Annotated in this window: 21 protein-coding genes; 10 read left to right on the top strand and 11 right to left on the bottom strand. The window is 61.3% G+C overall.

Annotated features, from left to right (window positions below; translation table 11 throughout):
• Nucleotides 1-35: 35 nt before the first annotated feature.
• Nucleotides 36-1766 (top strand): bifunctional phosphopantothenoylcysteine decarboxylase/phosphopantothenate synthase, encoded by a 1731-nt coding sequence (locus tag I5L03_RS00360; protein ID WP_325100096.1) that lies wholly within the window; start codon nucleotides 36-38, stop codon nucleotides 1764-1766.
• Nucleotides 1759-2217, top strand: coding sequence for a dUTP diphosphatase (dut, locus tag I5L03_RS00355; protein WP_197919699.1), 459 nt, complete (start codon nucleotides 1759-1761; stop codon nucleotides 2215-2217). Before I5L03_RS00360 ends, dut begins: the two co-directional genes overlap by 8 nt.
• A 63-nt stretch (nucleotides 2218-2280) precedes the next feature.
• Here the strand turns inward: dut and I5L03_RS00350 are convergent, their stop codons facing one another.
• The 4 genes from I5L03_RS00350 to secB all read right to left on the bottom strand — a co-directional run bounded on the left by I5L03_RS00350 (nucleotide 2281) and on the right by secB (nucleotide 6314).
• A complete protein-coding gene (locus I5L03_RS00350; protein ID WP_197919698.1) occupies nucleotides 2281-2988 on the bottom strand; it encodes a DUF4136 domain-containing protein in 708 nt (235 codons plus the stop codon).
• A 156-nt stretch (nucleotides 2989-3144) separates the two neighbouring features.
• Complete coding sequence (trpS, locus tag I5L03_RS00345; protein WP_197919697.1) at nucleotides 3145-4164, bottom strand: tryptophan--tRNA ligase; 1020 nt, start codon at nucleotides 4162-4164, stop codon at nucleotides 3145-3147.
• Nucleotides 4161-5744, bottom strand: a complete 1584-nt coding sequence (murJ, locus tag I5L03_RS00340) for a murein biosynthesis integral membrane protein MurJ (RefSeq protein WP_197919696.1) — start codon at nucleotides 5742-5744, stop codon at nucleotides 4161-4163. Before murJ ends, trpS begins: the two co-directional genes overlap by 4 nt.
• 30 nt (nucleotides 5745-5774) lie before the next feature.
• On the bottom strand, nucleotides 5775-6314 hold the full coding sequence (secB, locus tag I5L03_RS00335; RefSeq protein ID WP_197919694.1) for a protein-export chaperone SecB: 540 nt from the start codon (nucleotides 6312-6314) through the stop codon (nucleotides 5775-5777).
• A gap of 291 nt (nucleotides 6315-6605) precedes the next feature.
• Here secB and I5L03_RS00330 point away from each other — a divergent pair, with 291 nt between their 5' ends.
• The 3 genes from I5L03_RS00330 to I5L03_RS00320 all read left to right on the top strand — a co-directional run bounded on the left by I5L03_RS00330 (nucleotide 6606) and on the right by I5L03_RS00320 (nucleotide 9044).
• The gene (locus I5L03_RS00330) at nucleotides 6606-7277 is read left to right on the top strand and encodes a Tim44/TimA family putative adaptor protein (RefSeq protein ID WP_197919692.1); all 672 of its coding nucleotides are present in this window, start codon (nucleotides 6606-6608) and stop codon (nucleotides 7275-7277) included.
• Between the two features lie 76 nt (nucleotides 7278-7353).
• Nucleotides 7354-8475 (top strand): murein transglycosylase A, encoded by a 1122-nt coding sequence (gene mltA / locus I5L03_RS00325; RefSeq protein ID WP_325099997.1) that lies wholly within the window; start codon nucleotides 7354-7356, stop codon nucleotides 8473-8475.
• Entirely contained in the window at nucleotides 8472-9044 is a 573-nt protein-coding gene (locus I5L03_RS00320) for a Smr/MutS family protein (RefSeq protein WP_197919688.1), read from the top strand. Before mltA ends, I5L03_RS00320 begins: the two co-directional genes overlap by 4 nt.
• Nucleotides 9045-9047: 3 nt before the next feature.
• Here the strand turns inward: I5L03_RS00320 and I5L03_RS00315 are convergent, their stop codons facing one another.
• Nucleotides 9048-9602, bottom strand: coding sequence for a DUF2306 domain-containing protein (locus tag I5L03_RS00315; protein WP_197919687.1), 555 nt, complete (start codon nucleotides 9600-9602; stop codon nucleotides 9048-9050).
• Nucleotides 9603-9757: 155 nt separating this feature from the next.
• Here I5L03_RS00315 and I5L03_RS00310 point away from each other — a divergent pair, with 155 nt between their 5' ends.
• Nucleotides 9758-10555, top strand: a complete 798-nt coding sequence (locus tag I5L03_RS00310; protein ID WP_197919685.1) for a LytTR family DNA-binding domain-containing protein — start codon at nucleotides 9758-9760, stop codon at nucleotides 10553-10555.
• Here the strand turns inward: I5L03_RS00310 and I5L03_RS00305 are convergent.
• From I5L03_RS00305 to aroC, 6 genes are all read right to left on the bottom strand, one after another.
• Nucleotides 10552-11172: a Pr6Pr family membrane protein gene (locus I5L03_RS00305; protein ID WP_197919684.1), complete on the bottom strand. Its 621-nt coding sequence runs from the start codon at nucleotides 11170-11172 to the stop codon at nucleotides 10552-10554. The two genes, I5L03_RS00310 and I5L03_RS00305, sit on opposite strands and share 4 nt — an antisense overlap.
• Before the next feature lie 126 nt (nucleotides 11173-11298).
• Nucleotides 11299-13515 (bottom strand): catalase/peroxidase HPI, encoded by a 2217-nt coding sequence (katG, locus tag I5L03_RS00300; protein WP_197919682.1) that lies wholly within the window; start codon nucleotides 13513-13515, stop codon nucleotides 11299-11301.
• A 212-nt stretch (nucleotides 13516-13727) separates the two neighbouring features.
• A complete protein-coding gene (gene ahpF, locus I5L03_RS00295; protein ID WP_197919676.1) occupies nucleotides 13728-15329 on the bottom strand; it encodes an alkyl hydroperoxide reductase subunit F in 1602 nt (533 codons plus the stop codon).
• Between the two features lie 160 nt (nucleotides 15330-15489).
• Complete coding sequence (gene ahpC, locus I5L03_RS00290; protein WP_197919675.1) at nucleotides 15490-16056, bottom strand: alkyl hydroperoxide reductase subunit C; 567 nt, start codon at nucleotides 16054-16056, stop codon at nucleotides 15490-15492.
• A 248-nt stretch (nucleotides 16057-16304) separates the two neighbouring features.
• Nucleotides 16305-17597, bottom strand: coding sequence for a cation:proton antiporter domain-containing protein (locus I5L03_RS00285; protein WP_197919674.1), 1293 nt, complete (start codon nucleotides 17595-17597; stop codon nucleotides 16305-16307).
• 125 nt (nucleotides 17598-17722) lie between these two features.
• The gene (gene aroC, locus I5L03_RS00280; protein ID WP_197919669.1) at nucleotides 17723-18799 is read right to left on the bottom strand and encodes a chorismate synthase; all 1077 of its coding nucleotides are present in this window, start codon (nucleotides 18797-18799) and stop codon (nucleotides 17723-17725) included.
• 271 nt (nucleotides 18800-19070) lie between these two features.
• On the opposite strand from aroC, the gene ruvA reads away from it, so the two are divergent.
• Genes ruvA through ruvB form a run of 4 tightly spaced genes read left to right on the top strand, consistent with a single transcriptional unit; the run spans nucleotide 19071 to nucleotide 21668 of the window.
• The gene (gene ruvA / locus I5L03_RS00275) at nucleotides 19071-19673 is read left to right on the top strand and encodes a Holliday junction branch migration protein RuvA (protein WP_197919664.1); all 603 of its coding nucleotides are present in this window, start codon (nucleotides 19071-19073) and stop codon (nucleotides 19671-19673) included.
• On the top strand, nucleotides 19670-20095 hold the full coding sequence (locus I5L03_RS00270) for a hypothetical protein (protein WP_197919663.1): 426 nt from the start codon (nucleotides 19670-19672) through the stop codon (nucleotides 20093-20095). Before ruvA ends, I5L03_RS00270 begins: the two co-directional genes overlap by 4 nt.
• Complete coding sequence (locus tag I5L03_RS00265) at nucleotides 20092-20643, top strand: DsrE family protein (RefSeq protein WP_197919662.1); 552 nt, start codon at nucleotides 20092-20094, stop codon at nucleotides 20641-20643. The genes I5L03_RS00270 and I5L03_RS00265 overlap by 4 nt, the downstream gene beginning before the upstream one ends.
• Nucleotides 20640-21668: a Holliday junction branch migration DNA helicase RuvB gene (gene ruvB, locus I5L03_RS00260; RefSeq protein WP_197919661.1), complete on the top strand. Its 1029-nt coding sequence runs from the start codon at nucleotides 20640-20642 to the stop codon at nucleotides 21666-21668. Before I5L03_RS00265 ends, ruvB begins: the two co-directional genes overlap by 4 nt.
• Nucleotides 21669-22059: the final 391 nt, after the last annotated feature.

Genomic DNA, 22059 nt, shown 5'->3' with positions numbered 1-22059 from the left:
AAGGCGCTTGCTTGGACTATTAACGGGTGAGAACCGTGCTCCAGCAGCGCATCAACAAGGACGGAGAACAGGACATCTCGACCAATCCCCGCATCCTGCTTGTCGTGGGTGGCGGTATCGCCGCTTACAAGAGTTGCGAACTGGTCCGCCTTATCAAAAAGGGCGGGGCCGATGTGTCCTGCGTGCTGACCGAAGGCGGGGCGCAATTCGTCACGCCGATGTCGCTCGCCGCGCTTTCCGGCAACCAGGTTTTCACCACGCTTTGGGATCTGAAGAACGAGGCCGAGATCGGCCACATTCAGTTGTCGCGCGAAGCCGACCTTGTCGTCGTCTGCCCCGCGACGGCAGACCTGCTCGCCAAGATGGCAGCGGGCATTGCCGATGATCTTGCCACCACGATGCTGCTCGCCACCGATACGCCGGTGATGACGGTGCCTGCCATGAATGTGAAAATGTGGCAGCATGAAGCAACCATGCGCAACGTGCAGACCCTGCGCGATATCGGCGTCAATGTGATGGAGCCCGATATGGGCAGCATGGCCTGCGGTGAATTCGGCCCCGGTCGCCTGCCAGAGCCAGAAGCCGTGTTCCTTGAAATCGCCGATGCGCTCGGCCTCGATGCAGCAGCCGCCAGCACTGACATCGCCGCCTACCTCGCTCGCCGCAATGATGTTGAGGTGGGCGAAGAGGATGAAGGCGAAGATGGCGGCATGGGCCTTGGCGGCCTACTCGGCAATATCATCCCGCGCGCAGCGGCCAAAGAGCAGGACGATTTCGACGACGACGCATATGCCGATATGGAACTGCCCGAAGGCATCGTACCTGGCCCCGAATTGCCCGAACCCGATCTGTCCGGCGCAGAACATCTCTTTGCAAAGAAGGGCAAGGCCAGCGCCGCGCCGCCGACAGACCGCGAGGCGATCAATCACGAAGTCAATGCCCGCCAGCAGGCCCCGCAGCCATTCGAAGGCGAAGATGCCGCGGCGCCCGTCGGCCCGATGGCGCGCGGCACGGTCAATCCGGTCGATGCACCGTCGGAAGGCGGCCTTGGCCCCGCATTCGACGAATTCGATCCGCTAGAAGGCCAGCCGGCATTCGACGAAGATCCGAAGAAGCGCCCGCTTTACGGCAAGCACGTGCTCGTCACTGCCGGGCCTACGCACGAGCCGATCGATCCGGTGCGCTATCTCGCCAACCGGTCGAGCGGCAAGCAGGGCTATGCCATCGCTGCCGCCGCCGCTGCTGCCGGCGCGAAAGTCACGCTCGTCTCCGGCCCTGTAAACCTTCGCACGCCGCTGGGCGTCGACCGGATCGATGTCGGCAGCGCGCAGGACATGGCCGATGCTGTGAAGAAAGCTCTGCCCGCCGATGTCGCGATCATGGTCGCTGCCGTCGCCGACTGGCGTCCGCGCGATTACATCGAAAAGAAGATCAAGAAGCGTGGTTCTGCCCCGCCTGCACTTATCCTCGCTGAAAACCCCGATATCCTCGCAGGCGTCGCCGCCAGCACCGACCGGCCCGAACTGTTGATTGGCTTTGCTGCGGAAACCGACGATGTCGTCGAAAATGCCCGCAAGAAGCGCAAGAGCAAGGGCGTGGACTGGATCGTCGCCAATGATGTCTCCGAAGACGTGATGGGTGGTGATGACAACCAGATCCACCTTGTGCGTGAAGGCAAGGTCGAGCACTGGGACGAAATGACCAAGCAGACCGTGGCGATGAAGCTCGTCACCCAGATTGCCGAAAGACTGACCGAGGATGCCTGATAAAGTACCGGTGCAGATCAAGCGCCTGCCGCATGGCCACGGCCTCGAATTTCCGGTTTACGCAAGCACCGGTGCCGCGGGCATGGATGTGGTCGCCGCTGAGAGCCTGACGCTTCGGCCAAGCCAGCGCCACGCGGTCGCGACCGGCTTCGCAATTGCCATTCCCGATGGATATGAAGTGCAAGTGCGCCCCCGCTCCGGCCTCGCGCTGAAGCATGGCATCACTCTGCCCAACACGCCCGGTACGATCGATTCCGATTATCGGGGCGAACTGAAGATCATCATGATCAATCTCGGCGATGACGATTTCCCCATCGAGCGCGGAGACCGGATCGCGCAATTGGTGCTGGCTCCAGTCACACTGGCAGCATGGGAAGAGGTCGACGAATTGAGCGAAACCGTGCGCGGTAAAGGCGGCTTCGGTTCGACGGGTGGTCACGGGAAGCTTTAGACGCGCAATAAAAAAAGGGCCCCGCGATGGAGGCCCTTCTTCTACTCGATAAAGTCGTTCCGATCAGTCGCCCCGCCGTTCTGCGCGGTCTTCCGGAGCGATCGAAATGCGTACCGTTTCTCCCGAATTGCCGGGAAAGTCGGTAAACATCGCCTCCACCAGGTTCGGCACGAGATATTGCAAGCGATTGGATTGCGATACGGCCTGGGCATTGCCTTCGAACAGACGCTCACCCGTGGCAGCATCGTCAATCTTCAAATCGATGCCGCTGGTGAAAATCGTGTAGCTGACAATGTCATTGCCGCCGAAGAACGGATCCTGCCAGCCATAGCCCCAGCGACGGGTCGGCACGTAAGCGACCCGCAAGCGGCCGCGGCGATCGCGGTAAGCCACACGGCGCGAGAAAGTGCGCCAAGGGCTGAAGAACGGATCATTGCGGAAGCCTGTGGAGCGAACACGCTCGCGGCCATTGTCTACGCCATAGTCGAAGCGGACCAGCAGGCTGGCATCTTCTGCCGTGGCTGCCTGGGTGTAGCCGAGCGAGGCCATTTCCTCTTCAACTTCATCTGCATACAGCGAGAATTCGAGGCCGCCTGCGAGAGCAGGATCATCGGCCACGACATAAAAGCTCTGCCCCTGCGGTGCCGGAAGCTGGCTTTCGAAGCGCGAAACATCGGCGCGGAAAGGTGATGCGCAAGCTGCAAGTGCCAGCGCGAGGGCAGGCACAGCTGCCAATTTCAGGTTGCGCATACGCGCCTTTGTACGGGCCATAATAAACCTCTTCCAGTCCCTTGCGCAGCCGGAAGCATGCCCGACTCTGCGCTCAATAATGTCTACGATGACCCGGTGTTTATCAAGGGCGTGCTGAATATGCCTTGAACCAAGCCATTGACAAATGTTTACGATTCAGGGGGTTGGATGGTTCCGTCAGCCTCTCACAAGGCCGAGCGCGGTGTACGCGGCAGCAAGAGTGGGAGCCGCCGCTTCGCGGGCCTGCGATGCACCGCGCGCCAGAATGGCGTCCAGCGCTTCGCGATCTTCCTTCAGCTCGACGAAGCGATCGCGGATCGGGCCGAGCGTGCTCACCAGCAGTTGCGCCATAGCGGGCTTGAACTTGCCGAAGCCTTCGCCGCCAAATTCATTTAGCACCGCCTGCGGGCTTGAGCCTTGCAGCGCGGCGTAAATGCTCACGAGGTTGAGCGCTTCGGGGCGATCGGCAAGGCCAGCCATTTCGCTGGGCAACGGCTCAGGATCGGTTTTTGCCTTCTTGATCTTTTGCGCCATCGTGTCGGCATCGTCGGTCAGACTGATCCGGCTCATATCCGAAGGATCGGACTTGCTCATTTTCTTCGAGCCATCACGCAAGGACATGATCCGCGCTGCCTCTTCCGGGATGTAGGGATCGGGCAGGGTGAAGACGGGCGCGTCTTCCGAAGCGAAATCATTGTTGAACTTCTGCGCAATGTCGCGCGCCAGCTCCAGATGCTGCTTCTGGTCTTCGCCCACCGGGACATGGGTGGCCTGATACAGCAGCACGTCGGCGGCCTGCAGCACCGGGTAGCCGAACAGCGCGACCGACTGGCCTTCGCGATTCTTGCCGGCCTTGTCTTTCCACTGCGTCATGCGGTTGAGCCAGCCCATGCGCGCCGTGCCCATTAGCAGCCATTGCAGTTCTGCATGCTGCGGCACCTGCGCCTGGTTGAAGAGCACCGACTTCGCAGGATCGAGCCCGCACGCGACCAGTGTCGCGACCATTTCCAGCGTGCTGGCATGCAGCTCTGCCGGGTCATGCGGCATGGAGATCGCGTGCAGGTCTGCCAGAAAGATGAAGCATTTGCCGCCGCTCGCATGCGCCTCATCCTGCAATTTCACGTAATTGCGGATCGCACCGAGGTAATTGCCGAGATGCGGCTTGCCGGTGGGCTGGATTCCGGAAACGACGATCATGATGCTTCGGGCACTCTCTTCTTGGTGTAGGCTTTCAGCCGATCCCGGCTGACTGCGCCGATGGCAAAGGCCACGGCGAAATAAACGATGCCAGCGCAGCCGACGAGCGCGCCTACTGCCACGAGACGGGCAAAGAGGCCAGCCGCGTAATAATCGGCGAGATAGTCCTGTGCGTAATACAGCGCGACGCCCATGGCGGCGGCGGCGATCAACTGTCGCGCTACGCGCCCGATCAGGGCCCAGTCCGCCCGGTAATATCCGCGTAAGCGAAGCACGGTGTAAAGGATCGCCGCATTGAGCCACGCGCCGATGGCAGAGGCTGCCGCGACGCCTTCCACGCCGAAGCGCTGCAGGAAAGCGACGTTGAACCCAATGAACACAGCCAGCGCGGCGAAGGCGGCATAGACCGGTGTCTTGGTGTCCGACCGGGCGTAGAAGCTAGGCACCAGCACTTTCACCAGCACGTAAGCGGGGAGGCCGAGCACGAGGATCGCGAGGATACGGCCCGACATGGCCGCATCTTCCATGGTGAAGCGTCCGCCCTGGAAGATGATGGTGATGAACGCCTCTGAACAAATCGCCAGCGCCACAGCCGCAGGGATCGTCAGCAACATGCCCAGCTCGATTGCGTTCGACTGGATGCGCGCCGCGCCTGCGTCGTCTTTCGCGCCGATGAATTTCGATAGGCTCGGCAGGATCGCGGTGGAAAGCGCGATGCCGATGATGCCTAACGGCAGCTGGTTCAGCCGGTCCGCATAATTCATCCAGCTCACCGTGCTGCCATCCAGCTGGTTGAGGAAATAGACCTGCAGCAGCGTATTGATCTGGTAGGCGCCGCCCCCGATGGCGGCAGGCAGGGCGATAATGCCAAGCCGCTTAACCTCCGGCGTCAGGCGCGGGCGGGTGATCCAGCGCGGGCGAAAGCCCTCCACATGCGCCCAGTATACCAGCCAGCCGAGCTGCAACACTCCCGCCGCAGGCACGGCCCAGGCGACGATATAGCCCATCGCTTCCACGCCAAGCCCGGTCGTCTCGACATAAAGCAGAGTGCCGATCAGCACGAGATTGAGGATGATCGGAAAACTTGCGCCGGGCCCGAAGCGGCTCACCGAATTCAGCATGCCTGTCAGCAGCGTGACGATGCTGACCAGGAAAATATACGGAAACATGATCCGCGCGAAATCGACCGAATAGTCGAAGCTTGTCGGATCGACAGGTTTGTCTGCGAGCAACCAGATCACACCCGGCATAGCGATTTCGAAAATCGCCGTCAGCGCGATCAGAACGGGCACGAAGACGCTTATCACGTCCTGCGAGAACGTGCGCGCAGCTTCCATATTCTCCGCACCGCCTTTGCCCGAATGCAGGCGCTTCGAGAACATCGGCACGAAAGCCGCCGAGAATGCGCCTTCCGCAAACAGGCGGCGGAATACGTTGGGAATGATCAGCGCCTGAAACCAAGCATCGGTCACTTCATTCGCGCCGAGGACACGCGAGAAAATCATCTCGCGCGCCATCCCGGCGACCCGGCTGACCATCGTCAGCGAGCCGATCGTGCCGACATTCTTGAGCAGGCTCATTGCTCGCTGGCCCGCTTCATCTGTGGTGGCTTAGCCTTCGCCGCCGGGCGCGGGTGCCTGACCGGCCGCCGCTTCCTGCGCGCGCTTCTGCTGCAGCTGCTGCACATAGAGGCCGTTGAAGTCGATCGGATCGAGCATCAGCGGAGTAAAGCCTGCATCGCGCACGGCATCCGAAATCACACGGCGCGCGAAAGGGAACAGGATGCGCGGAGCCTCTGCATAGAGGAAAGCGTGCTGCTGTTCTTCAGGCAGGTTGCGCATGCCGACAAGACCGCAATAGGACAGGTCGACGATATAGGCCGTGCCTTCCGACGTCTTGCTGGTTGCGGTGACTTTCAGTTCGACTTCGCTCAGCTCGTCCGAAATCTGGCGAGCGGCGATATTGAATTGCACGTCCATTTCGGGCTGCTGGCGCCATTTGAAGCTTTCCGGCGCTTTCGGGTTTTCGACCGAGAGGTCTTTTACATATTGCGAGACGATACCCGCCACCGGCTGGTTGTCTGCGCCATTGCCGGCATTTGCGGCATTGCCATCATCGAGGTTCTTCAGGACGTCGCCTTCATCGGCCATGATCTGTATTCTTTCGCTGTCTGTTTTTGCGCCGCAAATGCGGTGATTGGGCGCTATGGTAATCCGGCTGCGCGCCTATCACCCTTGGCCATGCGTTTCAACGCAATGAATTGCTCAGCCGCGCGTGATTTTCTGACTATTTACGATGAGACGGTATCTGTCTCCTTCAGCAAGCCTTAAGTCGGCCTTGTCCATTTGCTATTGGCACTTATCTGGTCCACATAAGTTGTAATCCTGCGGGCAGCGCTTCGGCGTTCGAAAAGTGCAGGGAAGAAGTGGGAAATTTATCGCGTGATTTGGGAAATCGTCATCCTCGCCATGATTGCAGCCTTTCTGGGCATGCGTCTGTATTCCGTGCTGGGCCGCAAGGCCGAGCATGAGGAGGAGCTGATTGCCAACCGGCTGGAACGCGCCCAGCAGGAAGCCGATGCCGAAGCAGATGCGCAGCAGAATGCTGCCGCTCCCGCCGGTGAACCCGCGCGCACCGAACGTGCCATCGCAGGCTTCTCCCCCGCAATCGAATCCGGCCTGCGTGACATTCAGGCCGCCGATCGCAGCTTTGAATTGCTGCCTTTCTTGGAAGGCGCGAAGGGTGCTTACGAGCTCGTGCTCGAAGCCTTCTGGCGCGGCGACAAGGAAGAGCTGCGCGATCTGTGCGATGACGATGTCTACGAAAGCTTCGTCGCTGCAATCGATGATCGCGAGGCCAATGGCCTGAAGCTCGACAATCGCCTGATCCGCATCGAAGATGAGACGGTCCATTCCGCCGTGCTCGACGGCAAGATTGCCCGCATCGCCGTGCGTTTCGTGGCCGATATCGCCAGCGTGACGCGCGACAAGGATGGCAATGTGGTGGCCGGCTCGCTCGACGATGCGATCGAAAGCCGCGATATCTGGACTTTCAGCCGCGATACGCGCTCGAGCGATCCGAATTGGCTGCTCGACGAGACCGACGCTGGTTGATAGCAATGGCGGCGTGAGAAAACTGCGCCACCTCCTCCCATTATGTGCGATCGGCCTGCTTGCTGCATGCGCACGGGTGATTCCTGCAACTGACGGACCTGGCCCTGTTCCGCCTGCTGGTGCAACGGCTGCGGCCATGGGCGCAGTGCAGGTGCCCGCGCTATCTTTCGCGAGCATTTCCGGAAGCGAATTGCGCGCCGATTTTGACGCGTTTCGCCTGTCATGTCGCGTTGCGACCAGCCGCGAGGACCAGTCCGGCCTCACGCGTACTGAGGATTGGGAAGCGCCGTGCAATGCTGCAACAGAATGGCCCCGCGAACGCGCAGCCGAATTCTTTGCGACCCAATTCGTGCCAGTTCGCGTGGGCGATGGCAGCGCCTTTGCGACCGGCTATTTCGAGCCCGAAATTCTCGGCAGCCGCACCCGCCGTTCGGCCGGCGATGTGCCGGTCTATGCCCCGCCGCGTGATCTGGAACGCTGCTGGCGAGACGATATTCCCGAACGCGAGCGCACCGGTCGCGCGCCTCTCAGCCGCCGCACGCCGGACGGAGGCTGCGTGCCACATTATACACGGGCCGAGATCGAGCAGGGCGCGCTCGATGGCAGTTCTGAGGTGCTCGCCTATGCCAGCGATCCGGTCGAATTCTTCTTCCTGCAGATCCAGGGTTCTGGCCGCATTCGTGATCCGCAGACCGGCGAGATCATCCGCATCGGCTATGCCAATCAGAATGGTCATGCCTACACCGGCATTGGCGGCGTAATGCGGGAGCGTGGCCTGCTGGGAGACGGGCCGGGCCAATTTGCCGGATCGATGCAGGGCATCATGCAATATATCCGCGAGAACCCTCAAGAGGGCGCGGAGCTGATGCGCCTCAATGAAAGCTGGGTGTTTTTCCGCGAGCTGGAAGGCGAGGGGCCCATCGGCTCGATCGGCGTGCCCGTGCGCGCGCGCAACGCCGTCGCAGTCGATCCCAAATATGTGCCTTATGGCGCACCGGTGCTGCTCGATCTCGACCGTGACGTCGCAGACGGCATCTGGATCGCGCAGGACACAGGCGGAGCGATTCGTGGGGCCAATCGCTTCGACACTTTCTGGGGTGGCGGCGCAGAAGCACGTGAGATCGCCGGCGGCATGAGCGGGCGCGGCCCGGCCGTAATTCTGCTGCCACACGCCTCTGCTGCACGCCTCAGCCGATGAGCGCACCGCGCGGCCTTTCGCCCGAAGAGGCTGCGCTATGGAACAAGGTCGCGAGCACGGTCACGCCGCTGCATCCCGGTCGGCAAACTGTCAAACCTGCATCGCCATCCACGGCCAAACCGAAGAAGCCTGTGCAGCCCGCTACTCCGCGTCCCGTTCCCGGCAGTGTGCGAGACAGGCCGCAGACCGTTTCCGCACCACAACCGCTTGCAACGCAAGCTCCCCACGGTCTCGATTCGCATTGGGAGCGCCGACTTTCGCGTACGGCAACCGAACCTGACTTCTCGCTCGACCTGCACGGTCACACGCTCGATCAGGCCTATGTGCGGCTGAATGACGGGCTTGTGCAGGCCAAAGCCATGGGCGCGCGGCTGGTGCTGGTGGTGACCGGCAAGTCGCGCCCGGTCGATGCAGCGGACCGCTCTAGCAAGCGCGGCGCGATCCGCGCGAAAATCCTCGACTGGCTGGCTGCGGGTCAGCACGCCTCCGATATTGCCGCCATACGAAAGGCGCACCGCCGCCACGGGGGCGAGGGTGCGCTTTATATCGTGCTCAAGCGGCGACGCTGAGGCTCAGCCCCAGCCGAAAAGCATGGCGTTCATCATGCGGCCTTCGATGACGAATGCGAAGATGCCGGGGATCATCAGCGCGCCGAGATAAAGGCTCACAATCTCATTCCGGTGTCCCTTGATATCGCCACGGCGAGCCTTGGAAATCGTCAGCCAGGCGGCGCGCAGGGTCAGCGGCACGAAAATGTGGATCCAGGACAGGCGCATGCCGTCATGGATAAACAGCGTGCTGAGTGCGGTGACGACCATCAGCGTGAGCCACAGCATGCCCAGCTGTTTGTGCATCGGCGTGCCTTTCGGGGCGAGCAGCAGGTAAAGACCCAGCGGCACGCAGGGCAGCACGGTGCTGACATGAAACATGATGACGAAGTGCCTGAGATGCGGCAGGTCGCCCGACAGGCCGAGCGCGGCCTTGCCGATCGCCAGCACGCACATGGCCGTCATGAAAGTGCCCGACAGGATCACCAGCCCCTTGATCCAAGGACCGAGGTCCAGCGCGCCTGCGGGGCGGTGGAAGGGATTGAAGAATTGCAGCGGATTGGCAGTGGCGGTTGTCATGTGAGGTCTCCCTGTGATGTGTCGAGACCCTGTCTGCCTCATGCCCATTTGCGGGCAATGCCATTTGCGGCAGCGGTGCGGCGCATGCGTGAAAAGCGCGGATTTACGCCTGATTGCCACTTTACGAAGCGCGAACGGGCGCTAGGCTTGCGACCATGAGCACGAGCACGCCGCGCGATCAGAAGCCTTTCGTCAGCCGATTGCTGGTCGATCTCGCCACCATGGTGGCAATCGGCGTGGTGCTCGCGCTGATCGGGCCATTCGGCAGCTTCAACGATCCATTGCCGATAAGGCTGGTTGTGTGGATCGGTTTTGCGGTGCTGGGATATGCGCTCTACGCACCTATCGACACTCTCGCCCAGCGCCTCGCGCCGATACTCCAGCTTCCCGCATGGGCGTTGCGAATTGCCGGAGTATTGATTTCATCCGTTCCCATGGCGGCCGTGGTGTGGATGATCCAGCGCGGACCGGAGCGGTGGGGCTGGCCCGGCCTCGATGTTGCTATGACGCATTATGTCTATGTGGCGATGATTGGCGCGCTCATCGCGCTGGCAAATCAGTTGATCCAGCGGCAGGCGCAGCCCTCTGTTGAACCAGCTTCGACGCCTTCGACAATTGTGTCGCAAACGGAAACGCCCTCGCCAGCACGCTTCCTCGACCGCCTGCCTCCGGAGCTTGGCACGCAGCTGATCGCGCTGGAGATGGAGGACCATTACGTCCGCGCCTACACCGCGCTCGGCAGTGAATTGGTGTTGCTGCGAATGCGCGATGCGGTGGCAGAGTTGGACGGGATGGAAGGCGAACAGGTCCATCGCAGCTGGTGGGTCGCGCGCGGTTCGGTCGCCGATGTTAAGCGAGAGGGTCGCAACGTACGGTTGGTGCTGGACAATGGCATAGAGGCCCCGGTCAGCCGTGCAAATGTCGCGCCGCTGAAGGATGCAGGTTGGTTCTAACGCCGCGCGGGCCGCAATTTTACGAACCAGACGCATGCTGCACCCAGCAGTGCGAAAAACACCGTCAGCCCGGCGATATTCGCCGTCATCTGCGTGACGCTCAGCGTATTCGCATCGATGAAGAAGTACACATAATCACCCGTCAGGCTTCCCCGTCCCAGCGCATAGAAGCAATAAAGCATCGGCCAGATCACGACGAGTGGCACGTCGCGCCAACGCACTATGCGTTTCGGAATCAGCGCGATAAACCACATCACCGTCAGCATCGGCGCGGCGGTATGCACGCCCTGATCGGCGATGATTTCCCAGCCCTCATGGGTGAGATATCGCGCCAGAGCTGCATGATAGACGATTCCGACCCCGGCAATGGCCGAAGCCATGCATAGCAGCCAACGCGGCGAAACGGCTCTGTTTGCAGCGACCAGTGCAAACGTCGCGGCCACCAGCACATTGGTAAGAATGGTGAAGTAGCGACTCATCCCTGCCAGCACTTCCGCAAGGCTCGCTCCGTCGCGCATGTTCAGCCCTACTTGCATTGCCACACTGCCCAGCGCGACAATCACGATCAGTACGGCGAGCGCACGGGCGGTGGTGGAAGTGGTAGAGGGCGTGGCCATACGAAGCCTTCGAGACGGACGACAGAAAGGAAAAGACCCCTGACAGCAAGCTGCCAGGGGCCTCCCAGCGACCCGAAGAATACTTGGGGGGCAAGCTCTCCGGGCTTTGGCCGTTAAACCAATGCGTCAGCCACTATACTTTGCGTAGCGGATGTCAAACCGATCTGCGTCCATCACCTTGATCCATGCACGCACGAACGTATCGACGAAGCGTTTTTCCCCGCCATTCTCGGCATATACTTCGGAAATCGCGCGCAGCTGCGAGTTCGATCCGAAGACGAGATCGGTGCGGGTGGCGCGATATTTTTCATCGCCACTGTCGCGGTCACGGCCGACAAATTCCTCGTCGCCGCTTTCATCGACCACTTCCCATTTCGTGCCCATGTCGAGCAGGTTGGTGAAGAAGTCGTTGGACAGCACGCCCGGGCGATCCGTCAGCACTCCGATCCGGTCGCCATGCTCGGCATGATGGCTGACCGCGCCAAGCGCGCGCATGCCGCCGACCAGCGCCGTCATTTCCGGAATGGACAGGCCGAGCAGGTGAGCCTTGTCCACCAGCATGTCTTCGGTCTTCACATTGGCCTTGGTCTTCAGGTAGTTGCGGAAACCATCGGCGAAGGGCTCGAGCGGCTCGAAGCTTTCGGCATCGGTATGCTCTTCGGTGGCATCGCCGCGCCCGGTGGTGACATCGACATGCACGTCGAAACCGCCATCCTTGGCTGCCTTCTCGACAGCCGCCGCACCAGCCAGCATGATGGCATCGGCCATCGATAGCGAACCGCGCAGTTCATCGAGCTTGCCGAGGACTTTGCTGAGCTCCTCCGGATCGTTCGCCGCCCAGTCCTTTTGCGGGGCAAGGCGAACACGCGCACCATTGGCACCGCCGCGGCGGTCCGAATTGCGGAAGGTCGAGGCCGAGGCCCAAGCCGCCTTCACCAGTTCGGAGACGGTCAGCCCGCTATCGAGCACTGCCGATTTGAAGCTCGATACATCGCTGTCGGACGGGGTCGTGCCAGCGGGGGTTGGATCCTGCCAGATCAGGTCTTCTGCCGGAACTTCCGGGCCGAGATAGCAGGCTTTCGGGCCCAGATCGCGGTGGCACAGCTTGAACCATGCACGCGCAAAGGCATCGTCCAGCGCGGCCTGATCATCGCGGAAGCGCTCCGAAATCTTGCGATAATCCGGGTCCATCTTCAGCGCCATGTCGGCGGTGGTCATCATGGTCGGCACCTTCTTGGAAGGATCGCGCGCATCGGGCGCCATGTCTTCCTCATCCGGGTTCACCGGCTGCCACTGCTTCGCGCCTGCCGGACTTTCGACAAGCTCGTAATCATATTTGAACAGCAGACGGAAATAGTCGCCACCCCACTGCGTCGGGTTGGGCGTCCACGCGCCTTCGATGCCCGAAGTGGTGATATTGCCAGCGGCGATTTCTTCCTCATCGTGCAGCCAGCCAAAACCCTGCAGCGCAAGGACTTCGCTTTCCGGCGCGCCGCCGAAGGAATCGGCAGGCTTTGCACCATGCGCCTTGCCGAAGGCGTGACCGCCAGCGGTGAGAGCGACGGTTTCTTCGTCATTCATAGCCATGCGGGCGAAAGTCTCGCGCATGTCGCGGGCAGACTGAAGTGGATCGGGATTGCCGCCCGGACCTTCCGGATTGACATAGATAAGGCCCATCTGGATCGCCGCGAGCGGGTTTTCCAGCGCCTTGCCCTCGTCGGGGATGATGCGGGTTTCAACGCCTTCGTCGACCCACTCTTCTTCGGTGCCCCAATACACGGTTTCGGGCTCATAGACGTCTGCACGCCCACCGCCAAAGCCGAAGACCGGGCCGCCCATGCTTTCGATGGCGACATTGCCGGTCAGGATGAACAGGTCAGCCCAGCTGATCTTCTTGCCGTATTTCTGCTTGATCGGCCAAAGCAGGCGGCGCGCCTTGTCGAGATTGCCATTGTCCGGCCAGCTGTTAAGCGGAGCAAAGCGCTGCTGTCCGCTGGAAGAGCCGCCACGCCCATCGCCGGTGCGATATGTGCCGGCTGCGTGCCATGCCATGCGGATGAAGAAGGGGCCGTAATGCCCGTAATCGGCAGGCCACCATTCCTTGCTGTCGGTCATCAAGGCAGTGATATCTGCTTTCAGAGCGTTATAATCGACCGTGTTGAACGCCTCTGCATAGTCGAATTTCTCGTCCATCGGGTCTGCGCTGCGGCCCTGCTGGGTGAGAATGTCGAGCTGCAGCGCATCAGGCCACCAATCCCGATTGGTCCGGCCGAGCAAATCGCGCACGCCGCCATCGCCGTGGAAGGGACATCCGCCTGAAATTGAACCGGTCTTTGCGTCCATTGTAGTGTTCCTCTCTCCAATAATCGGGACTCGTATGTCCCCTGATGATGCAGGAATGGACTGTCGGCCTTCATTAGTCCAATCGATTAGTTGGCACTCAATGATCGGATCAGCCGTTCTTTCGATGAAGCGGTGCTGCACATCGCCAAGATGCAAAAAGCCCGCCGCGGCTGATCCGGACGGGCCTTGCAGTTTTTTGCTTCTGGCGAGCCCTATGCGGGCTCCAGAACCCGCTCCTCCTGCGGCGATGCTTCGTTGCGGATGAGGTAGTCGAAAGCGGAAAGCGCCGCCTTGGAGCCTGCGCCCATCGCCACCACGATCTGCTTGTACGGCACATTGGTGCAATCGCCTGCGGCAAAGATGCCGGGCAAATTGGACGCACCGTGGCTGTCGATCACGACTTCGCCATATTGGCTTAGTTCGAGATCGCTGTTTTTCAGCCATTCGGTGTTCGGGACAAGGCCGATCTGGATGAAGACGCCTTCAAGCTCCAGCGTATGGCTGTTCTCCGTCGCGCGGTCCAAATAAGTCAGCTCCGAAACGCGGCTGCCATCGCCGGTGATTTCGGTGGTCTGGGCGCTCGTGATGATGTCGACATTGGAAAGGCTTTCCAGCTTGTCGACCAGCACCTTGTCCGCGCGCAATTCCTCGGCAAATTCGATCACGGTGACGTGGCCGACCACGCCAGCAAGGTCGATCGCGGCTTCCACGCCTGAATTGCCACCTCCGATCACGGCGACGCGCTTGCCCTTGAACAACGGGCCATCGCAATGCGGGCAATAGGCGACACCCTTGTTCCGGTACTCCTCTTCACCCGGCACGCCGAGCTGCTTCCACCGCGCACCGGTCGACAGGATCAATGAACGTGCCTTCAGCGTACCGCCATTTGTCAGTTCGACCGTGTGCAGGCCGCCCTTGGTTTCCGCCGGGATCAGCTTGCTGGCTGTCGCGAGGTTCATCAGGTCGATATCGCCCTGCGCAGCCACCTGGCGTTCGAGATCCGAGGTTAGCTTCGGGCCTTCGGTATATTCTGTGCCGGGCAGATTCTCGATCCCGAGCGTATCGTTCAGCTGGCCGCCAAAGCGCTCAGCCGCAATACCCGTGCGAGTGCCCTTGCGCGCGGTGTAAATGGCCGAGGCGACACCGCCCGGACCTCCACCGATCACCAGGACCTCGAACGGCTCCTTGGCGGACAGCTTTTCTGCGGCCTTGGCATCTGCGCCATCGTCCAGCTTGGCGAGGATTTCCTCAAGGCTCATCTTCCCGTTGTAGAACAGATCGCCGTTCAAATAGGTCGAGGGGACCGCCATCACATCGCGTTCGTCGACTTCGGACTGGAATGTCCCACCTTCGATAAGCGTTGCGGAGATGCGCGGGTTCTCGAGCGCCATGAGCGTCAGCGCCTGCACCACGTCAGGGCAGTTGTGGCAGCTCAGCGAGAAATACATCTCGAAATCAAAATCGTTATCGAGCGCGCGGATCGTGTCGAGCACATCCTGCTCGACTTTCGGCGGATGACCGCCTGCCCAGAGCAGCGCCAGCACCAGCGAAGTAAACTCGTGGCCCATCGGCAGGCCGGCAAAGCGGACCGAGCGCGTCTCGTCCGAAGCGCGGGTCACGGCAAAACTGGGCTTGCGCGCATCATCGCCATCGAAGCTGGCACTCACCTTGTCGGACAGCGCTGCGATCTCTTCGAGCAAAGCGCGCGTATCCGCAGACTTTTTCCCATCGTCCAGCGATCCGACGAGCGTGATCGGCTCGCGCAAATTGCCGAGATAGGTCTTGAGCTGTGTCGTCATGTTCGCATCGAGCATGGGCGCGGTGCCTTTCGAAAAATCGGGTTTTCAGGAAAAGTGGAAGGCCCGGAGCGGGAGGGCGGAGAGATGCTCCGGGCCTTCTTTATTCCGGGCGTCACGGCCCGGGGGGTCTGCAGGGCGGGGGAGAGAGAGTGCCCTGCAGCGACCGATTATCGGCTTAGATCTTGCCGACGAGATCTAGCGACGGGCTCAGCGTCTCGCTATCTTCTTCCCATGCGGCCGGGCACACCTGGCCAGGGTTTTCGCGGACATACTGAGCGGCCTTGATCTTGCGCGTCAGTTCGTTGGCGTTGCGGCCAACGCCTTCACAGGTTTGCTCCATGATCTGGATCACGCCATCGGGATCGACGACGAAAGTCGCACGGTCGGCAAGGCCCATTTCTTCACGCAGCACATCGAAATTGCGCGCGAGGATGTGGTTCTGGTCACCCAGGAACGGGAACTGCAGCTTGCCGATCTTCTCGCTGGTGTCGTGCCATGCCTTGTGGCTGAAGTGGGTATCGGTCGACACGCCATAGACTTCGACGCCCATTTTCTGGAGCATTTCGTATTTTTCGCCCATGTCTTCCAGCTCGGTCGGGCACACGAAGGTGAAGTCCGCCGGGTAGAAGAAAAACACGGCCCACTTCCCTTTCACGTCTTCGTCAGTGATGTCGAAAAAGTCCTTGCCAGCCTGGAAAGCGGTGGCTTTGAACGGTTTGATCTGGCTTCCGATAATACCCAAGTGAATTCTCCTGTATGTCTGGGTGCGACTGCGACCGTGACCGGACGCAGCGATTAAACTCTCAACGTTTGGAATATGGGTTTGGTTGCGCCGCACAACAGCGATTTTGTGCGATTGCTAACATCGGATTTTTCGATCATTTACGCGGTAGCTTCGCGTACGCAGCTAATGGGCAGTCCGGATAAAGGTGCACTGCCATTATTGCATCTGCAAATGCGCCGACGAAATAAAATTTCACAGTCGAACTGTCACGACGTAGCGGGAGTTTTCTGCGATGCGCGCTCCCGATCGACACGCGCCATTGCTAGCGGCGCCAGTGCCCCGTGAACCACGATGGAAATGAGCACGGTGATGACGGTGATGCGCCAGATCGGCTCCGGATCGCCGAACGCGCCGCTTTCCGCTGTGGCCAATCCGAATGCGACATAGAAGAAGCTGCCCATGCCGCGAATGCCGAAAAACGCGATGGCGAGGCGCTGGAAATGCGTCCCGCGCGTGCAGAGCAGCGACAAATATCCCGCCACCGGTCGCAGCATGAACACGACGGCCAGCGCCAGCGCGACTTCGCGCCAGGTCAGCCCTTCGAGCACGCCGGATGCGGCGAAGGTGCCGAGCCAGACAAGCAATATGCCGAGCAGAACCTTTTCCGCCTGATCGCCGAAGACATGCGGCTTGCGAACGTAATCGTCATTCTCCGTCCCGCGCGTGTTCGCCCGGCCCGCGCGCGCGGCAATGAAGACGGCCAGGAAGCCATAACCCTCTGCAGCTTCGGTTACACCGTAAGCGAGGAAGGTCGTGCCGAGAAACACGAGGCCCGCGTTCTCACCATCGTTCTCCATATCGCCATATTTGCTGGTGACGAATTTGCCTGACAGCAGCCCGATGCACCAGCCGATCCCGACGGCTGCCGCGATCCGCCACAGCACATCCATCAGCAGCCAATCCTGCGCCACGCCTGCAAGGCTATCGAACAGGCCGTCACCAGCAAACTCCGCCACGCCGATGGCCAGCCACACAAAGGGGAAGGCGAGACCATCGTTTAGGCCTGCCTCTGTGGTGAGGGAGACGCGCACATCGTCTTCATCCCCTTCATTCGGCCCTTCGACTGCGACCGACCGCGCCAGCACCGGATCAGTCGGTGCAAGCGATGCGGCCAGCAGCAGGGCCGCGCCCACGCTCAGCCCGGTCCATGTGCCAAGCACATAAATACCAATGATGGTGAGCGGCATGGTGAGGCCTAGCAACGCCCAGCTATGCTGCCATTCTGCGCCCCCTGCCTGCCGGTCCACGGCCAGCCCGGCAGCTGCAAGCGCGATGATCACGATGAGCTCGGTCGCATGTTCGACCACGCGCAGCGAGAGATAGCCATCGAGCGGATCGGGCATAGGCACCGCAAACGGCGTCAACGCCAGCAGCGCGCCTGCTGCGACATACATGGTCGGAACGCTGATAAAGCGCTTCCCGCATGCCAGCGGTATGGATGACAGGCCAAACAGCGCGAGGCCAATCGCCAGATAAACAATATCCTTGGGATCAATCACGCCGTCACCCTGTTGCCTCAGCCCTCACTCACCTCGGTGGATTTGCGCATGAAACGCGGGCCAGCGCAGTGCAGTTCCGAAAAGAGACTGGCCTTTCGCGCCAATCCAAAAGGTATAGACGCGAGTTATCGCTCACCCATTTGAGCGCGGTGCAGCAGCTTCTGATCCGCGAGTACTAGCGCCATCATTGCTTCGACCACCGGAACGCCGCGGATGCCGACGCAGGGATCGTGCCGGCCTTTGGTCTGGATTTGGGTCGCTTCGCCTTCCTTCGTGATCGTATCGACCGGCGTCAGGATGGAACTGGTGGGCTTGAACGCCACGCGGGTGAGCACCGGTTGGCCGGTGGAGATGCCCCCCGCCGTACCCCCGGAATGGTTCGCACCAAAGGCAATCTCGCCATTCTCGCCCGGTTGCATCGTGTCGGCATTCTCTTCGCCTGAGAGTCTCGCCGCAGCAAAACCGTCGCCGATTTCGACGCCTTTGGTGGCATTGATCGTCATCATCGCAGCGGCGAGTTCGCTGTCGAGCTTGGCATAGATCGGTGCGCCCCAACCGGCGGGCACGCCGCGTGCTTCGCAAGCGACTGTCGCCCCGAGCGACGACCCGGCCTTGCGCGTCGCATCGATCACGCCTTCCCATGCCCTTGCGGCTTCCGCATCGGGGCAGAAGAACGGGTTGGAGCGGGTCTGCTCTGCATCGAAATTGGCATAGTCTATGGAATGCGGGCCGATGGCCTCGGTCCAGCCGGTGATGGTGACTTCCGGAATGACAAGCCGCGCAATCGCACCTGCCGCCACCCGCGCTGCAGTCTCACGCGCACTTGATCTGCCGCCGCCGCGGTAATCGCGAAATCCGTATTTCGCGTCATAGGTGTAGTCGGCGTGACCGGGGCGGTATGCCTTGGCGACCTCGCTGTAATCCTTGCTGCGCTGGTCCGTATTCTCGATCATCAGGCTGATCGGCGTGCCAGTGGTGCGCCCGTCGAACACGCCTGACAGGATGCGCACTTCATCCGCCTCGCGCCGTTGGGTGGTGAAGCGGTTCTGCCCGGGTTTCCGCGCATCGAGGAACGGCTGGATATGTTCTTCGGAGAGCGCAATCCCTGGCGGGCAGCCGTCCACCACCACGCCCAGCGCAGGCCCGTGGCTTTCTCCCCAGGTGGTAAAGCGAAATACGCGTCCGAATGTGTTCCAGCTCATGGGCCACGTCCTAGAGCGAAAATTGCAGGCCTGTCGAGCGCAGGGAAACTTTCCTACAGCATAGGGCCTGTTGCAGCGTTTCAGCATGGCCATCGTCACGATCCATTTTGGCGCAAGAACCGCAGAATTCTGCGCCCCGCGAGGGCAGCAGAATTTTTGCCTTAGGACACTGTCACACCTGTCACACCTGTCACACCCCCCCTCTCGCCGAATCGCGGACAAGGGCGGTAAGAGACTGGCCAAATGCGTCGCTCTGCGGCAGGAACAGACCATGATCGCGAAACTGAGTGGCAGACTGGACGAAACCGGCGAGGATTGGGCCATCGTGGATGTGCAGGGCGTGGGCTACCTCGTCCACTGCTCGACCAAGACGCTGGCAGCGCTCGGAGAAGTGGGCGAGGCGTGCACCGTCCACACCGACTTGCAGGTGAGCGAGAACGACATGCGCCTGCTAGGCTTTGCCGAAGCGGGCGAGCGCGACTGGTTCCGCCTGCTCACGCAGGTGCAGGGTGTGGGCAGCAAGGTCGCCCTGGCCATCCTCTCCGCGCTTTCAACCGGAGAACTGCGCGATGCCTGCGCCGCACAGGACGCGGCGACCGTGGCACGCGCGCAGGGTGTCGGGCCCAAGCTTGCCGGACGCATCGTGAATGAGCTGAAGGACAAAGCCGGCGCTCTGCCCGGCGGCGGCGTGGCTGGCACCGCAGCGGTCTCCCCAGCAGGCGGTGCGAGCGCCGATGCCGTGAGCGCCCTGCAGAACCTCGGCTTCAAACCCGCCGTGGCCGCACAGGCCGTGGCCCGCGCGCAAGAGGAACTGGGCGAAGGCGCGGGCGAGGGCGACCTCATCCGCGTGGCACTGAAGAAGGCGGCGGGATGAGCTTCACCAAAGCTGTCAAAGAAGCAGGCGCGGCGCGTCTCTCAAGGGTTGCCAACCTGCTGATTGTCATCGTGGGGATCGGTATCTACGCGCCATACCAGCTCTATATCCGGTCAGAAATGACCGGCTTTATGGCAGGTCAATTCACCGATGTGATTGCGGGGGCGATCATTCCCTCGGTTTTGGCCGCATGGCCGGGGATCCGCAAATGGTTCGAGCTTTCGCTGCGAAGCTTGTTTGGCACTCTCATCGTCACCGGCGCGGCAGCCTTTTCGTGGGAAGTCCTTGTGCCGCTTCTGGACAGCACATCAGTGCCTGACGTCATGGACGTGTTCGCATATCTGCTGGGAGGTGCGATCAATTGGTTGGTCGCCGCATTCCTGCTGCGCAGGAAGTTCGCGGTTTCAGAGGAGAACGTATGATGCGATTGCTCGCCGCCTGTGTCGCTTCGATGCTGGTTTCCTATAGTCCTGCCTTTGCGCAGTCCATGCCCGAAGGCTTCGCCAACGGCCCGGTGTTTGAGGATTTCGGTCCGCATGCTTCGGTCGAGGACGTGGAGGCACTCCCCGCGCACACCGAGCTGCGGCACAGCTTCGATGTCGCTTCCCAGTCACTGGATCGTCGCAATCGCGGTTTCGAGAGCGCGGCGCGCTTCGTGAACATGCATGCCGCCAACGGAGTCAATGCCGAACGGATCACGGCAGTCGTGGTGGTGCATGGCAGCGCTGTACTCGACCTGCTGACCGACGAAGCGCTCGCCACGCGCGAGGGCGAACCTGAAGTCAATCCGAGCGGCGACATGGTGCGCGCGATGATAGGCGGCGGCGTCCGCTTCATCGTCTGCGGCCAAAGCGCGACCGCGCAGGGTGTGTCTCGCGACGAATTGATCCCCGGCGTTGAAATGGCGCTCTCCGCGATGACCGCCCACGCGCTGCTGCAACAGCAGGGCTACACGGTGAACCCGTTTTGACCGACCAACCCATCCATACTCCCGATCGTCAGCCGGACGATCCTGACGCGGCGCTGCGGCCGAAGTCGCTCACCGAGTTCATCGGGCAGGAGGCGGCGCGCGATAACCTTCGCGTCTTTATCGAGGCCGCGAAGTCGCGCGGCGAGGCGATGGATCATACGCTGTTCTTCGGTCCGCCAGGGCTCGGCAAGACGACGCTTGCGCAGATCATCGCCAAGGAATTGGGCGTGGGATTTCGCGCCACATCCGGACCGGTAATCGCCAAGGCGGGTGACCTTGCAGCGATCCTCACCAATCTCGAACCGCATGACGTGCTGTTCATCGACGAGATCCACCGGCTCAATCCCGTGGTTGAGGAGGTGCTCTATCCGGCGATGGAAGACCGCGCGCTCGACATCATAATAGGGGAAGGTCCGTCGGCACGCAGTGTGCGGATTGATTTGCCGGCATTCACGCTGGTGGGCGCGACGACGCGGCAGGGGCTGCTGACCACGCCTTTGCGTGATCGCTTCGGCATACCGGTGCGCCTGCAGTTCTATACAGAGGGTGAACTGTCCGAAGTCGTGCGGCGCGGGGCGCGGCTGCTTGATGTCGCGATGGCGGATGCAGGCGCGCGCGAAATTGCCCGGCGCGCCCGCGGAACTCCGCGTGTGGCGGGGCGCCTGCTACGCCGGGTGCGAGACTTTGCTCAGGTGAAGGGCAGCGGCCAAGTCACTGCCGATATCGCCGATGAAGCGCTCACCCGGCTGGAGATCGATTCGCTCGGCCTCGATGCAATGGACAGGCGCTACCTCACCATGATTGCCGAGACCTATAAAGGTGGCCCTGTGGGAGTCGAAACGCTGGCCGCTGGCCTCGCTGAGCCGCGCGATACGGTGGAGGAAGTGGTCGAGCCATACCTCATCCAGTTGGGCCTCATCGCGCGCACCGCGCGCGGGCGCTGCCTCAACGATGGTGGGTGGACGCATTTGGGAATCACCCCGCCGTCTGCACCACAGAGTGGCCTTTTCGACAGCGGAAAGTGACGCAGGTCGCAGTCAAACCGTTCGGATTCGGGCTAGTTTCGGTTCCATTGTGGGACAGACCTGTGCTGCGCCGCAAAAAACCGCCACTTTCCTGGTTAACGCAGGCTTGAATCGCGTCTTAGGGGATTGCCCAAAGCGCTTTTGCAGGTCTCTCTGGCACGAAGCGGAAAAGGCCGTCGGCTCCACTAAGGGAGCTGCAGGCTGCTTCCGATGAAGGAAGAGAGACCAAGCGCATGTCAGTACGCATGGCCATTGCAAAGCTCAGCGCCGCAGCAGCAGGCGGAGCAATCATCGGTGGGGGCGCCGTTCACGTGGCTGAGCCACAGACCTCGCATGTCCGGTACAAATCGGATGAGGATAGTGCAGGAGAGCCGCAGCTTCGCAGTGTGAA

Source organism: Aurantiacibacter sediminis (assembly GCF_016019885.1).
Taxonomy (GTDB): domain Bacteria; phylum Pseudomonadota; class Alphaproteobacteria; order Sphingomonadales; family Sphingomonadaceae; genus Alteraurantiacibacter; species Alteraurantiacibacter sediminis.
Note: the sequence above shows the minus strand (reverse complement) of the source record. Positions and strands in the feature narration are given on the sequence as shown.

Excerpts from the sequence above, each read along its gene's own strand:
- dut (WP_197919699.1), top strand. The coding sequence starts at position 1,759 with ATGCCTGATAAAGTACCGGTGCAGATCAAGCGCCTGCCGCATGGCCAC.
- I5L03_RS00350 (WP_197919698.1), bottom strand. The coding sequence starts at position 2,988 with ATGGCCCGTACAAAGGCGCGTATGCGCAACCTGAAATTGGCAGCTGTG.
- trpS (WP_197919697.1), bottom strand. The coding sequence starts at position 4,164 with ATGATCGTCGTTTCCGGAATCCAGCCCACCGGCAAGCCGCATCTCGGC.
- murJ (WP_197919696.1), bottom strand. The coding sequence starts at position 5,744 with ATGAGCCTGCTCAAGAATGTCGGCACGATCGGCTCGCTGACGATGGTC.
- secB (WP_197919694.1), bottom strand. The coding sequence starts at position 6,314 with ATGGCCGATGAAGGCGACGTCCTGAAGAACCTCGATGATGGCAATGCC.
- I5L03_RS00320 (WP_197919688.1), top strand. The coding sequence starts at position 8,472 with ATGAGCGCACCGCGCGGCCTTTCGCCCGAAGAGGCTGCGCTATGGAAC.
- I5L03_RS00315 (WP_197919687.1), bottom strand. The coding sequence starts at position 9,602 with ATGACAACCGCCACTGCCAATCCGCTGCAATTCTTCAATCCCTTCCAC.
- I5L03_RS00310 (WP_197919685.1), top strand. The coding sequence starts at position 9,758 with ATGAGCACGAGCACGCCGCGCGATCAGAAGCCTTTCGTCAGCCGATTG.
- I5L03_RS00305 (WP_197919684.1), bottom strand. The coding sequence starts at position 11,172 with ATGGCCACGCCCTCTACCACTTCCACCACCGCCCGTGCGCTCGCCGTA.
- katG (WP_197919682.1), bottom strand. The coding sequence starts at position 13,515 with ATGGACGCAAAGACCGGTTCAATTTCAGGCGGATGTCCCTTCCACGGC.
- ahpF (WP_197919676.1), bottom strand. The coding sequence starts at position 15,329 with ATGCTCGATGCGAACATGACGACACAGCTCAAGACCTATCTCGGCAAT.
- aroC (WP_197919669.1), bottom strand. The coding sequence starts at position 18,799 with ATGAGCTGGAACACATTCGGACGCGTATTTCGCTTTACCACCTGGGGA.
- ruvA (WP_197919664.1), top strand. The coding sequence starts at position 19,071 with ATGATCGCGAAACTGAGTGGCAGACTGGACGAAACCGGCGAGGATTGG.
- I5L03_RS00270 (WP_197919663.1), top strand. The coding sequence starts at position 19,670 with ATGAGCTTCACCAAAGCTGTCAAAGAAGCAGGCGCGGCGCGTCTCTCA.
- I5L03_RS00265 (WP_197919662.1), top strand. The coding sequence starts at position 20,092 with ATGATGCGATTGCTCGCCGCCTGTGTCGCTTCGATGCTGGTTTCCTAT.